Raw genomic sequence first — 14,257 nt, forward strand, 5'->3', positions numbered from 1 at the left:
CCCCTTCAGAGACCTTTTGCAGCCTTTTGCTTTATATGGCTGTACTGCCTCTTCCTGCTTACGCGCAGACCGGCACAGTGCCTGAATGGGAACAGCCGGACATTATCCGTCAGGGTGCTCAACCCATGCATACGACTTTTGACGGTTTCGCAACACGCGAAAGAGCACTGTCACATGATGTCAGCCACTCGCCCTATCATCTGTCACTCGATGGGGAATGGCAGTTTCATCTCTCGCCTACCCCCGAACAACGCCCCTCCAGTTTCTATCAGCCCGATTTCGATGTCAGCAACTGGGGGACAACGGTGGTTCCCGGCATCCTTCAGGCAGAAGGTCATGGCAGGCCCGTCTTTGTGGGCAGTGGCTATCCTTTCCCCCGCAACCAGCCTAAAATCGACCATAGTCTTAATGAAGTCGGTTCTTACCGCCGCAATTTTACGGTTCCGGAACAATTTGCAGGACGCCGTCTGCTCCTCACAATCGGAGCCGCAGGAGCAGCCTATTATCTCTGGATCAACGGCAAGCGCGTTGGCTATTCGGAAGACTCCAAACTCCCGGCCGAATTCGACATTACTTCCTATGCCCATCAGGGAAGCAATGTCATCGCTATAGAGCTCTATCGCTTTTCCGATGGCAGTTATCTGGAGGATCAGGATTTCTGGCGCGTCAACGGTATAGAACATAGCGTTACGCTCTATGCTGCTCCTCAGACACATATTCGCAATCTGGTGGTGAATGCAGGACTAGAGAATCATTATAAAGACGGGCAGCTTGATGTAACAGTTGATCTTGGTGGAGCACAACACAACTCGCTTGCTCGAGTAACTCTGCTCGATGGCAGCCGAAGACTCGTCAGCCAAGAAGCCGATCTGGGTCCGAACACAACCTCCGCCACCCTATCTGCAGACCTGCCCGATATTCGTGCCTGGACAGCCGAAACGCCCAATCTTTATACTCTGCTAGTCGAATTGTTTAATGATCAAGGCCAACTCATAGAAGCGACCAGTCGTCGCATCGGATTTCGTACAGTAGAAATCGCCAATGGCCAGGTGCAGGTAAACGGCAAACCAATCATGATCCGCGGCGTCAACCGCCACGAGCATGACCCGCACACCTTCCATGTGGTGTCAGAAGAAACCATGCGCCGCGATATCGAGCTGATGAAAGCAGCCAATGTGAATGCGGTACGCACTTCGCATTATCCTAATGATCCGCGCTGGTATGAACTGGCGGACGAATATGGTCTATACATCATGGATGAGGCAAATATTGAAAGTCACGGCTATCTCAGCCTGTCACAGCAGAACGACAATGATCCGGCATATCTGCTCGGCTACGATCCTAAATGGCGCGCTGCGCATCTCGACCGCGTGGAGCGAATGGTCGAACGTGATCGCAATCATCCTTCGGTCATCTTCTGGTCACTCGGCAATGAAACTGGCGTCGGTCCGAACTTTGAAGCAGCAGCAAAATGGATCAGGGAAGAAGATCCCTCACGCCTTATCAGCTTTCTTGGCTGGAGCATGAGCGGCTGGCGCCATCCGGTAAATGACTATGTCGATATTTTCGCACCCATGTATGATGATGTGCCCAAGCTGATCGATTATGCAGAGGATAGCAGTTTCACTCAGCCTCTCATCCTATGCGAATATGCCCATGCCATGGGCAATAGCCTCGGCGATCTCAAAGCCTATTGGGATACAATGCGCCAATATCCCAAACTGCAGGGCGGCTTCATTTGGGACTGGGTCGATCAGACCATGCTCAAGAAAGATAAAGCTGGTCGGGAATACTGGGCTCAGGGCATCGATTATGATCCTGATCCTGAAGCCCCCGGGGTCCATGGTGACACCAGCCCTGTGGGCGATGGTGTGATCCAATCCGATAGGACGCCCGATCCTGAATATTTCGAAATGGCTAAAGTTTTATCGCCAATCGCTTTCAAACATGACGAAACCGGCTATCGCGTCATCAATCGTCATGACCATATAGATCTTTCCCATTTTACTCTGGACTGGACTTTGCTGGAGAATGGCCTGGCTGTGGCGAAAGGTCAGATCCCCACACCGAATATTGAACCGGGCAAAAGCTCAGCACTAAATCTTACACTCCCCGCATCTGACGACAAAGCTACAGAACGCACCCTCATCTTGCGTGCCCGAACAAGGACCGCTGATGCTATTCCGCTAATGTCGGCCGGCCATATAGTTGGCTGGGATCAATTCGTGCTCTCAAAACCCGTTTTTGCAAGCTTACCGGCGGACACAATAAAACCGGTCGAAACCGATGAGGCTATTAGCCTTTCCGCGGCGGGCAGCACAATCACCATTGATCGTCACACCGGCCTTCTCACGGGCTATACACGTAAGGGTGAAACATTGCTATCTGGTGGCATGCCGAACTTCTGGCGTGCACCAACCGACAATGATGTCGGGACGGGCGTGCCCCAAAGCCATGCGATGTGGAAATATTTTTCCAACCATCGTCGTATAGAATCGGTCGAAACCTCAGGCGATGCGATTATTGTCCGATACGATCTGGGCGTTGGCTCGGTTCATGCAACAACACGCTGGACGATGTCGACGCAAGGCATCGTAGGTGTCACAATGCATTTCAATCCGCTACGCGATACATTACCCGACCCACTGCGCATCGGCCTCGCTTTCGAAACCTCTGAAAAGCTCGATTATGTCCGGTGGTATGGCCGCGGCCCTCAAGAAACCTATGCTGATCGTAAAACCGGCGGGATGATTGCCCAATGGAACGGAGCGCTTGCGGATCAGTATCATGATTATGCCCGTCCTCAGGAATCGGGCAACAAGACCGATATACGTTGGCTCGAACTGAGCGGCAAAGGACTGGGTATGCGTATTTCAGGAACCCAGAAACTCTCGGTCAATGCTCTGGCCTTTCCCTACAGCGAGCTGGCTCTCAGAAAGCCAGGAGAAGCACATAGTTCGGATATTCGGCCGCATGATCGCGGAACCTTACTGATCGATGCGGCACAGGCCGGAGTGGGCGGTGACACAGGATGGAATCTCGATGGGCGCCCGCATATACCCTACCGCATCCCAATCAAACCTCTGACCTTTTCCTTCATTATTACACCGGCAAACTAACACAACCATGCTAGGCCGTGTTAACAAAAGACTTCAGCCATAGTCGCGTAGCGGCGAGGTTGAGGAAGCTCTCGAACGAGAGAAGGGTTTTGTCATAGCGGGTGGCGATGCGCCGTTGCTGTTTGAGCTTGCCGAACATGCGCTCGACGCGGTTGCGGTCCCGGTAGCGGCGATAATCGGGATGCTCTGGCACCTTGCGGTTCGAGCGAGGCGGGATGATCGGCAGGATGCCCCGGACCAGCAGGCTTTGCCGGAAGCGATCACCATCATAACCCTTGTCCGCAAGCAGCGCCTTGGGTGTGGCGACGGGGATCGCCATCAGCGGTTCGGCAGCGGTGTAATCTGAAGCCTCGCCGCCGGTCAGGATGAAGCCGACAGGCAGTCCTTGATTGTCGCAGCGGGCGTGGATTTTGCTCGTAACGCCGCCTTGTGATCGACCAAGAGCGTTCGCACAAGCCCCCCTTTTCCGCCCGCTGCCGAGACGTGGCCGCGAACGCTGGTGCTGTCGATCATGTGTTGCCAGTCGTCGGTGAGCCCGAGATCGACCAGCGTGTGCAGCAAGTCATCCCGGACACCCTGTTCGGCCCAGCGAGGGAAGCGCACATAGACTGATTTCCACTTGCCATAGCGCTCGTGCATGTCGCGCCAAGGGCAGCCGACCCGCAGCACGTGAAGCATCCCATTGAGGAAGAGCCGGCTATCGCCCGCTGGCCGCGCCCAACGACCGCGCCCAGGCGGCAACAGCGGCCCGATCAGATCCCACTCCGCGTTCGACAAATCCCCGCGATCCATGGCGGCTCCTCAAAAAGCAGTCTTAAATCAGAAGGAGGCAGATTTGGAAATCCCTTTTGTCAACACGACCTAGCAATACTGGATACAATCATCGCAATACTCAGCATTTGCTTTGTCTATGTTCAATTCGACCAGTGAGACATAGTATTACTCGAAAGGCGTCGTATTCACATTTTCTGTTGCTTCGAAAGGGGTACGAGATGGGGTTGAACAGTTGGAATATCGCTTGTAAAAAGCGCGAATAAACCAAATTTAGAATTGATTTAGTATACAAATATAAGAATCCTGTCCCTTATCCGATGCGGCAATTTTCGGTGCCAGAGCAGACAGTTCTTCTCTGCACAGGGCCCGATTTTGTACCACCTTGTTGATCGGTACCATGCTGTTTTCACGCGAATCGACCAATTGCGGACAAACGAACAGCAAAACCGCCCCCTTCTTGCCTAACTTGTATCATCTCGTATCACGCCTTCCTCGCCCCTTGTTATTGAGAATCTATCGCATTACCTAAGCCACAGAAATTCAATGACCGCCCCTTTTGTTGGCGCGCCTCTCGTCAGGCCGACGCTACGGGGCCAGCCAGAAGGATCGATTATGCCCAAGCGCCGTCCCGCTCCGCGCGAACTTAAAGTTCGCGGCTCCCAGCAGATCACCCCCAATATGTTGCGCATCACCGTCGGTGGCGAAGGCCTTGCCGGTTTTCCTGAAAGTCAGGATGGCGGCTATGTCAAACTGATGCTCAATCCAACCGAAGGCTCATCAAAGCCGATCGTGCGCACCTATACGATCCGCGCTCAGCGGCCCGACGAACTTGATATCGATTTCGTAATGCACGATGTCGAAGGTCATGCTGGTCCGGCTACCGAATGGGCCCTGAATGCGTCTCCGGGCGAGACCATCATGGTCGGCGGACCAGGGCCCGCCAAACCACTCCCCTCGGGCTTCGACAATTATGTCATTACGGGCGATATGTCCGCCCTTCCTGCAATCAGCGTCAATCTCGAAAATCTGCCCGCCAGTGCCACTGGTATCGCCTTGCTGGAGATTCAGCATGAAGATGACCGACAGGCAATAGACCATCCCGAAGGAGTAGCAATTCACTGGATTGTCAATCCGCGCCCCGGAGAAGAGCCCAATCTTCTGCTCAATACACTGAAAAAGCAGGACTGGCCTGCAGGATCAGTCTATGCTTGGACCGCTAGCGAATTCGCAACTATGCGCGGGCTGCGAAACTATTTCATGGAAGAGCATGGGCTTACACGCGAAGCGATTTATTTTTCCAGCTACTGGAAGAAAGGCTCCAACGAAGATTCGCATAAAGACATTAAACGCCAGTATATGGAGAGTGTGGGCGCTGTATTGTAGGCGTTCCATTTCTATACATGGTTGAAATTGTCTTGAAATTTCAGAATCAACTCCTTTCCGCCATGTCGATAGTATAATATCAAGGAGGGAGATTCGTCGGGTTAAATCGGAGCTCTCTTGGTCCGGAATAATGCCCGGAAATTGCAAGTGGGGGCAATTTCACCGTGCATAATATGGTTGGCGTCGGTTACATTCATGTCGGAGTTTATGTAGCATTTGCGATTATCTGCGGAGCTATCTGGCTAGCTCTGCACCAACGACGGGCAGCAGCCGGCTGGCTGGTATGCGCTACGGGTATCGCCGGGCTCGAAAGCTTCTTGATTACAGCAATCGCTCCCGAGAGAGAGGTGATGATCTATATGATAGCGACCCTCCCGGTCGCCATCATATGTTTCTGCAATGCTGTCGCCGCCTTTCTACAGGATCGCCACCACTATACCGATCTTCGAGCCATTATGGCCGTTTTAACGGGCTTCTCGGTCTTCCAGTACTTTCAAGGGGCACCCTATCTGTCGCAAAACTCTCCTCTCCAGTTGGTTTGCGCTTTAGGCATGGCCGAAAGCGCCTGGCGGATGTTCCGTGCCCGCCGTGAAAGCCAGTTAAATATAGCGTTGGCTATATGCATTGTCGGAACAGGGTCGGTTTTCGCCCTTCGTGCATTCGCCTACCCTATTATCTTTCCGACCGACGCTACTTACGAAACAGTAAACGGGTCCGTTTTCGCAGACAGATTACTGGCCCTTAAACTGATTTGCATCATTGGCATTGTAATGCTTCTCGTGTTCCGCATTGTTGAGGCTAATTTCGCGGCATACCGCACCGTTGCCAAAACAGATGGCCTGACCGGTCTTCTCAACCGTTCGGCATTCGAACATTATATAGGCATCAAGTGCCGATCCGATGATATTCTCATTTTGTGCGATCTGGATCACTTCAAGCAGGTGAACGATTTGTTCGGTCATCTGACGGGTGACGATGTACTACGCCGCTTTGCACAATTACTCATAAACACCGGCCTTCCCACATGCCGTTTCGGAGGTGAGGAATTCGCGCTTCTCGTGCCCGGCGGTGACATAGACAAAGCCTACCATATCGCTGAACAGTTACGCTACGAACTGCTGCAACAATCTTACCCCGACATTCCGCCACACCACAGAATCAGTGCCAGTTTCGGTATCGCCGCCGCCCTGAAAGGAGAGATTTTTTCAGATACATTCCGGCGGGCGGATCAATCGCTTTATTGCGCCAAACGAAAAGGAAGAAATCGCGTCGAAGTCGCTACTGATTCTCCTGTGCATAGTCCTTTAGGGCAAGTTGCCTGAAAAGTTATACCGGCAGACCAACATAATTTTCAGCAATGCTGGTCTGCGCTGCCTCGCTTGAGGCGATATAATCGAGTTCAGCCACCTGCATCGCGCGTTCAAACGGCCCATCTGCGGGAAAACGATGCAGCAATCTGGTCAATGACCAGCTAAACCGTTCCGATTTCCATACACGGCCCAAAGCACGGTCTGAATAAGCCGAAATCGCATCAGTATTATTGCCTCGGAAAAAAGCAATCAGCGCTTCAGCAGCATAATGCACGTCAGAAGCTGCAAGATTAAGACCTTTGGCACCGGTCGGCGGGACGATATGGGCACTGTCCCCGCACAACATCAGGCTGCCATGGCGCATCGGTGCAAAGACATATGATCGCAGCGGCGCAATACTTTTTTCAATACTTGGACCTCGTGTGATATGGGCAGCAGCCTCGGGACCAAGGCGGATTGCCAACTCATCCCAGATACGCCCATCAGGCCAATCCTCGAGCTTCTCGGTCAGCGGCACATCGATATAATAACGGCTACGCGTCTGCGACCGCATTGAGGCAAGCGCAAAACCGTGCGCATGATTGGCATAGATCAGCTCATGATTGCAGGGCGGCACATCAGCAAGAATGCCCAACCAACCGAACGGATAGGCTCGTTCAAACTCTTGCCCGACTTTTGCAGGAATAGCCTGGCGGCTGGGGCCATGAAACCCATCACAACCAACGATAATTCGTGCATCGACCCGATACTCCATGCCATCCTTAAGATAGGTAACATAGGGCTGATCGCTCTCAACGTCGAAAAGTGCGGCATTCTCCGCTTCATAAATGACTTGGAGATCACGTTCTCTGCGCGCATCCATCAGGTCGCGCGTCAGTTCAGTCTGGCCATAGACCACCACTTGCTTACCGGTGAGCCGGGCCATATCGATATGGATCAGCCGTTTCCCGTCAGCGAGATTAAACCCATCATGCGGTAAACCTTCCGCTTTGAGACGCTGGTCGAGACCAAGCTGCTCCATCAGTGATACCGTCGTCTGCTCAAGCACGCCGGCACGGATTCGGCCCAGCACATAATCAGGCGTCCGCCTTTCGAGAATGACACAGTCGACCCCCTCCGCCCGCAGCATATGCCCAAGCAGCAATCCGGCTGGGCCGGCACCAATAATGCAGACTTGCGTTTTCATGATGTCATCCGGGTCCCGGCCCGCTCCCTTATCTTTAAACCTGCAGGAATTATGCGCAGCCCCGCGCTCCTTTCGCGAGCTCAGCTGGTGCAATCCCCTTATTGTTATGCGACATAACTTCTTTGCAATATGAGAGCAAGCAGGACAGATATAACAAGTTTGGCAAAACCACCCTCAAAAGTTAGAAATAGACTAAGAAGGGAACGAGCCATTAGCGAGCAGCACACATCAAAGGCACAGGTATCGATCCGCGACGGTTTACAAACCAAGGAGACCGTTTCTTTCGGTCCGCTGGAGGATCTGTTCGGTTATCAGCTACGACGCGCCTGGACAGTGTTGCGCAAGGATTTCACCGCTTCCGTGGAAGGGCTTGGCTTACGCCACCTTTCTTTCAGCCTGCTATCGCTCATTTCGGATAATCCCGGCATCAATCAGGGACGGGCTGGGAAGGTGCTTGATATTCAGCGTCCCAACATGGTCGCGCTCATCACGGAATTGACTGATCGCGGATGGGTTGAAAGGCGCAAAGACCCGGAGGACCGGCGTGCGCTCGCCCTGTTTCTCACAGATGACGGGCAACGTATTCTAACGGAGGGATTCGCACGGATCGAACAGCATGAAAGTCTGCTACTAGCTAGTCTCAGCGAGGCTGAAAAGGCCGTGCTTTTCGATATGCTCAAACGCATATCCGCACCGCGGATCGAAAGCTAAGGTCAGTTCATCGCATTTCGTTCATCGTTTAGCAAGAAAGCGTTGCGCCGACTCACAACGTTCAATAGCATCCTACCAGCTGGACTGCCAAAAAGGAAGACAGCGAGGCGAAAGCCCGAAGAGGGAGAGGATGTCTGATAACTGCATGCCTTCATGCAAAAAACTGCTGAACGCTCCGGCCAATATAAAAACAAAGTGGATAAGGGATATTGATCCACAACGGCTATAGCACAGTAATTGATCGCAAGATGGTATGTTCGCCGGTTTACAAATACGGTTAGTGTGAAGACATAGTCAGTACCGGACGAGCTCACAGCGGTCCGGTACTGACTTTATTGTTGGCCTGCAACAATACCGAAATTTGCAGACGTGGCACAGCAACTGTGGCCAGCCTGAAACGCCCCTCTCAATGTATTTTGATAGAAATTTACTTGCTGGTGGCGAAGTTTTTTGAATGAGGCGGCGGGCTGCTAATCCGTTCGAACAGTTTGTTCAGTAGCTTTTCCCCAATTACCAGTTCTTCTTTCGTGAAATCGGACAACACCTCAGCGCGTCTGGGATCGAGCACCTTTTGTGCCTGTTCGAACAAGCGAACCCCTTTATCAGTCGGTGAAATCAGACGCGAACGCCGATCCGCGGGATTAACGTCACGCTTGACCAAACCGTCAGCCTCCAGTTCGTTCAATGTGCGGATCAAAGTCGGCCACTGCACCGCCATGCGATGCGAAAGGTCAAGCGTCGCCACTGGCCCGTCCGAAAAGACGATTGCTGCCAAGGTCTGCCAACGCGCCCGAGACTGACCAGCAAAATCGCGCACCACATCATCCACCAGAGCAGTCCATCGCCTGGCAGTCATGACCAGTTGATGTGTCAGTCTGAACTCGTTTTCTGCCCGTGATCCTGCTTCATAGAAACGATTGAAATTAAGTGCCCACTCATCAAAATTCGGCTCGCCTTTGGTAGCCGCCATAGGTTCCCCCCACTTTACAAAACGCGACGCCGTTTGATTATTATATTCGGCAATTTAACTCTCATACCGATGCAGGCTACGAACCGTATCGTCCGCATTAACCATTATGAACTTCAAAAAACGGAATATTTTATCAAACCAAATCCTTTGCATTACGAATCGTTACCGAATGTTAACCTAGATATAATCTACCTCTATTTCCATTAATCAAGTGTTGTGCCAATTTATTTTGCATATGCGAATTGATGTAAGCTCTCGAGCGCATATTAGCGCATAAAAAAAGTCCGGCAGAACCTCATGGTTCCACCGGACAAGGAGCGGAGGGGGGTAAAGGGTAAGGGAGAAGCAGGGGACCACTCCCACCCCTCCGATCTCAATTTACTGCATTGGCAATTCGTTGATGACGGCCATGCCCGCCTTGCTCGACTTCGATATCCATGCCCTTTTGTTTGCGGCGCGTCAGCGCTTCACAGAACAATTCAGACGTAGTGTGATCGACAAATTCGAGCCGCGAGAGATTAAGCTTGAGCCGACCACTATTCGGCAACCGGTCCAGCAAACCCGCAACCTTGTGAATAGCCATGGCTGTAGCCTTGCCTTCCAATGCGACTTCATGATCGCCTTCGCCATGCTGACGCTCCTCAATATTGAGGCGCATACGACGGAATTGCGGAAGCAGTTCGATCAATGTCATTGCCAAGCCGGCTAAAACGCCAGTTAGCAGATCCACCGTTACGACCAGTGTGAAAGTCACCGCCCAGATTAAGGCAGGCAACACACCATAATGGGTGAAAAGATGTTGCACATCCCGGAGCTTCACAAGCTTGATACCTGTAATCACCAGCACCCCGCCCAGCGCTGCCGTCGGCACTTCTGCCAGAATGAACGGCAGCAGCACTACAAAAGCAAGAATCCAGACACCATGCAGGATGGTGGACAACCGGGTCATCGCCCCGGCCTGCACATTGGCTGAACTGCGAACGATCACACCCGTCATTGGCAAGGCGCCGACAAGACCGCACAAGAAATTACCGATGCCTTGTGCGCTGAGTTCCTTGTTGAACCTAGACTGCACGCGATCCTGCATCCGGTCCACAGCCGCCGCCGACAGGAGAGTTTCTGCACTGGCGATGAAAGCGAAAGCAAAGGCGAGACCGATAAGAGCCGGGTCAGACAGCATCGACAGGCTTTCCATGCTAGTCAGGGTCAGGCCACTGGCAATATTATCCGGCAATTCAATACGCTGAATGGCGAGATCGCCACCCATAGCAAGCACAGTACCGGCGACCACTCCGACCAGAGCTCCCGGAATCATTTTCAATGGCGAGGGCTTAAACCTGTCCCAACCCATCATGGCTGCTATAGTCACAACACCCACGGCCAGTGCAGCCACAGCATCGTCGTTAAGCCCCATAAAAGCACCGGGAATGGCAGCCAGATTGGCCAAACCATCGCTACGCGGACTGTCATCAAGCATAACGTGGATCTGTTGCAACACGATCATCGCGCCGATTCCGGCCAGCATCCCATGTATCACTGCCGGTGAAACGCCGCGGAAAAACTGCCCGAGACGCAACGCGCCACCGGCGAATTGCAATATGCCTGCCAGCAATAGCACGGGGCCGAGCGCAACTAGCCCATGACGCTGGACCATATCGAAAACAAGCACGGCGAGGCCGGCAGCGGGACCGCTGACCTGAAGCGGAGAACCGGCAAAACAGCCGACAACGATGCCGCCGATAATACCTGTGACAAGGCCCAGTTCAGGCGGCACCCCCGAAGCGATGGCGATTCCCAGACAGAGTGGCATAGCGACCAGAAAGACCACGAAGGATGCGGCAAAGTCGCGACCGAACGTGCCCTTAGTCTGTTCTGTGGAAGAGATATCTGTCGCTGCCATAATCAGGCCGCCTTCGTAATACGTGATGTCGAGCGCTGGCGCGCGGGGACGGCAACAGGGATATTGTCCACATCATCCGCATCGCGAAATTCGCCATTGGCATCGAGCGCTTTTATCGTGCCCGTTTCAATGTCGAAGAACCATCCGTGCAAATTCAGTTTCCCTGCTGCAAGACCTGCGGCGACCGATGGATGGTTCTGAAGATGCACGAGCTGAATAGCGACATTTTCCAGTACCATGGCCTGAACCTGCTCGTTCTGATCGAGATGACCGTAACAGGTTCGTACTACTTCATGGGCTGGCTCCGCATGAGCCAGCCACGCTTTCACATTCGGCATCGTATCGAGCGCTTCCGGGGTGAAGAACGCCTTCATCGCGCCGCAATCGGAATGGCCGCAAATGATGATATCGCTGACACCTAGCGCCACGACCGCATATTCGACCGCAGAAGAAACCCCGCCATTCTTCATAGCAAAGGGCGGTACGATATTGCCGGCATTGCGGCAGACAAATAATTCGCCCGGCGCAGATTGCGTAATAAGTTCGGGTACAACCCGGGAGTCGGCGCAACTAATCATCAGCGTTTTGGGGCTTTGACCATTCCGGGCGAGCCCCTGAAATAGATCACGCTGTCCGGGAAACACATCGCCCTGAAAGCGGGCAACACCACCAATGATCTCCATCTTTCAACTCCATTTACTCTCGGCCCATTACGGGCATGTGCAAAGGAAGATAGAAAGCGGACATTGCTGCAACGCATCAAAAGCGTATCAAAATGTTTCCGTCCTCTTTTTTTAAGCGACTGGTGAAGGATATCCCTTCAATCGGTAGCCTCATCCGTGCAATCAGGCCGCTCTGCGTATTTTCCAGTTCCAGCGAACCGCCATGTAACGCCACGATCCGGTCCACAACGCTGAGACCCAGCCCCAGCCCCTTTGTATCGCGCGCCCGAGCTGTATCTGCCCGAAAGAAAGGCTCTGTTACAAGCGGCAACATATCTTCGGGAATACCCGGACCGCGATCCCGAATCTCGATCACTACCTCTTCTCTTTTCTGGAAATAATGAATATCCGCGCGCTCACCATATTTAACAGCATTCTCCACCAGGTTTGTTATTGCCCGGCCCAGCGCACTGATCTGGATAATCGCTTCCAGCCGGGGCGGTCCCTGCCAACGCACATCGTGTCCGGCCTCTTCAGCGTTGCTGGCAATAGTCTGGATCAGTGCGGCGATATTTGTCCGGGTAGGCGGATCGTTACGAGTGCCATCTCCTCCACCAAGATATTCAAGCAGAGAGTCGAGCATCGCCTGCATTTCCTCGACATCGGCGCGCATCGCGGCAGGATCCTCCGGGTGCATTCGTCCATGCAAGCGCAATTTCAGGCGACTAAGCGGAGTGCGCAGATCATGGCTCACCGCCAGCAAAGCCTGTGTACGGCTTTCCAACAATTCCTCGATCCGATCCTGCATGGCGTTGAAAGCGTCGGCCAGCCGTCGCAATTCCTGTGGTCCACTCGATTCGATCATGATTTTCCTGCGCGCAAAGCCGATATTGTCGGTCGCGGCTGACAGAGCACGTAATGGAGCGCCCAGCGTGCGCACCAGCAAAGCCGAGACCAATAATACGGCCGCAACCAGGAACAGAAGCGATACCAGCCAGTCAAACGGGGCATTCCACCGATTAATCGCTTCGCGGGACTGGAAATATATCCAGCCGCCATTCTCCATCTGCAAGGCTCCGATCAACCGGTTCGGTTTACCACCATCCACCCCAGTCACACCTAACTGCAACACACGGCCCTGCAAGGATGGCTCCCATGACATGATTTCCTTTTCCGCCACTGCGGAGAGACGTGTCGCCCGCCAGTCTTTCGGCGCATTGTCCTGCAGGGCGAAACGGACGTGGCGGGTGGACAGGCTCGGTGCGACATAGGGACGGTTATGCCGGGGCGTCAGCCGTAAAACTCGATCGGCCACCACCAGTTGCTCGGCCACGCGATGCGCCTGCCCGCTTCGCAGCAATAACCTTTCGGCTTCCCCAAAAAGCAGCAACGTGCCGGCGAACTCGACTAGAATGGCCACCAGCAGAACAATCATGACACGCCCGGTCAAACCACGCGGCCATAGGCGGATTCGCTTCATTCGCGTTCGATCGCGGGAGTAAACATATACCCCGCCCCGCGTACCGTCTTGATAAGAGACTGTCCGTCATAAGCCCCCAGTTTGGCACGCAGACGGCTGACCAGCACATCAACACTCCGATCTGATGCACTGGAAAAGCGTTCACGCGACTGCTCGAGCAGAAAATCCCTGCTCACCACACGCTGCGCAGATTCGGCCAGAGTGAGCAGCAGGTCATATTCTGCACCTGAAAGCGGCACCTGCGTTCCTTCAGGTGTCATCAGTTCGCGCCGATCCCGATCGATAGTCCAGCCTTCAAAACGGATGCGACTGGTGCGCGGTCCGGAAGCCACTTCGCCATTCACACGTCGCAACACCGCACGTACTCTAGCGACCAGTTCATCTGGACCGAAAGGTTTGGAGAGATAATCGTCTGCTCCCAGTTCCAACCCGATAATCCGGTCGGTTTCCTGCGCCCTGGCACTGATGATAATGATCGGAATCGCACTGCGAGCACGCAGCCAACGACAAATATCAAGACCATTCGTGCCCGGCAGCATGATATCGAGTACGACAAGCTGCACATCTTCTGCCTCGATAATCGGACGCATTTCTGCCGCCGTCGCAACGCCCACAACTTCAAAGCCGTGATCGCGCAATGTTCGCGCAATTAGCAGGCGAAGGGGGCCATCATCTTCGACGATCAGAATTTTCATGTGCTGCCATACTGCTTGGGTCGGACAGCGAATTGTGCATTTCCAGTACACAATGCAAGCTTTGCAG

General features: G+C 53.5%; 10 protein-coding genes and 1 pseudogene. 4 read left to right on the top strand and 7 right to left on the bottom strand.

The genetic code is table 11. From position 1 onward, the window contains the following. The first annotated feature begins 35 nt into the window (after positions 1 to 35). On the top strand, positions 36 to 3,119 hold the full coding sequence (locus D6851_RS15015) for a glycoside hydrolase family 2 TIM barrel-domain containing protein (RefSeq protein WP_120325759.1): 3,084 nt from the start codon (positions 36 to 38) through the stop codon (positions 3,117 to 3,119). 10 nt (positions 3,120 to 3,129) lie between these two features. On the opposite strand, the pseudogene D6851_RS15020 reads toward D6851_RS15015, so the two are convergent. Continuing rightward, positions 3,130 to 3,911 (bottom strand): annotated as a pseudogene (locus D6851_RS15020) (IS5 family transposase). 594 nt (positions 3,912 to 4,505) lie between these two features. Here D6851_RS15020 and D6851_RS15025 point away from each other — a divergent pair. Together D6851_RS15025 and D6851_RS15030 are read left to right on the top strand one after the other, a co-directional pair. Continuing rightward, entirely contained in the window at positions 4,506 to 5,276 is a 771-nt protein-coding gene (locus D6851_RS15025; protein WP_120325725.1) for a siderophore-interacting protein, read from the top strand. Between the two features lie 173 nt (positions 5,277 to 5,449). After that, complete coding sequence (locus D6851_RS15030) at positions 5,450 to 6,598, top strand: GGDEF domain-containing protein (RefSeq protein WP_120325726.1); 1,149 nt, start codon at positions 5,450 to 5,452, stop codon at positions 6,596 to 6,598. A gap of 4 nt (positions 6,599 to 6,602) precedes the next feature. Here the strand turns inward: D6851_RS15030 and pobA are convergent, their stop codons facing one another. Further along, on the bottom strand, positions 6,603 to 7,772 hold the full coding sequence (pobA, locus tag D6851_RS15035; protein ID WP_120325727.1) for a 4-hydroxybenzoate 3-monooxygenase: 1,170 nt from the start codon (positions 7,770 to 7,772) through the stop codon (positions 6,603 to 6,605). A 159-nt stretch (positions 7,773 to 7,931) separates the two neighbouring features. Here pobA and D6851_RS15040 point away from each other — a divergent pair, with 159 nt between their 5' ends. Next, a complete protein-coding gene (locus tag D6851_RS15040; protein WP_183030125.1) occupies positions 7,932 to 8,483 on the top strand; it encodes a MarR family winged helix-turn-helix transcriptional regulator in 552 nt (183 codons plus the stop codon). Between the two features lie 427 nt (positions 8,484 to 8,910). Here the strand turns inward: D6851_RS15040 and D6851_RS15045 are convergent, their stop codons facing one another. From D6851_RS15045 to D6851_RS15065, 5 genes are all read right to left on the bottom strand, one after another. After that, a complete protein-coding gene (locus tag D6851_RS15045) occupies positions 8,911 to 9,453 on the bottom strand; it encodes a MarR family winged helix-turn-helix transcriptional regulator (protein WP_120325729.1) in 543 nt (180 codons plus the stop codon). A gap of 373 nt (positions 9,454 to 9,826) precedes the next feature. After that, positions 9,827 to 11,353, bottom strand: coding sequence for a SulP family inorganic anion transporter (locus tag D6851_RS15050; RefSeq protein ID WP_120325730.1), 1,527 nt, complete (start codon positions 11,351 to 11,353; stop codon positions 9,827 to 9,829). Between the two features lie 2 nt (positions 11,354 to 11,355). Next, on the bottom strand, positions 11,356 to 12,036 hold the full coding sequence (locus tag D6851_RS15055; RefSeq protein WP_120325731.1) for a carbonic anhydrase: 681 nt from the start codon (positions 12,034 to 12,036) through the stop codon (positions 11,356 to 11,358). A 76-nt stretch (positions 12,037 to 12,112) separates the two neighbouring features. Continuing rightward, positions 12,113 to 13,495 carry a sensor histidine kinase gene (locus D6851_RS15060; protein WP_120325732.1) on the bottom strand — a complete coding sequence of 461 codons (1,383 nt, stop codon included), beginning with the start codon at positions 13,493 to 13,495 and terminating at the stop codon, positions 12,113 to 12,115. Then, positions 13,492 to 14,190, bottom strand: coding sequence for a response regulator (locus tag D6851_RS15065; RefSeq protein WP_120325733.1), 699 nt, complete (start codon positions 14,188 to 14,190; stop codon positions 13,492 to 13,494). Before D6851_RS15065 ends, D6851_RS15060 begins: the two co-directional genes overlap by 4 nt. Positions 14,191 to 14,257: the final 67 nt, after the last annotated feature.

Source organism: Altericroceibacterium spongiae, from assembly GCF_003610805.1.
In the GTDB taxonomy this organism is placed as follows: Bacteria; Pseudomonadota; Alphaproteobacteria; order Sphingomonadales; family Sphingomonadaceae; genus Altericroceibacterium; species Altericroceibacterium spongiae.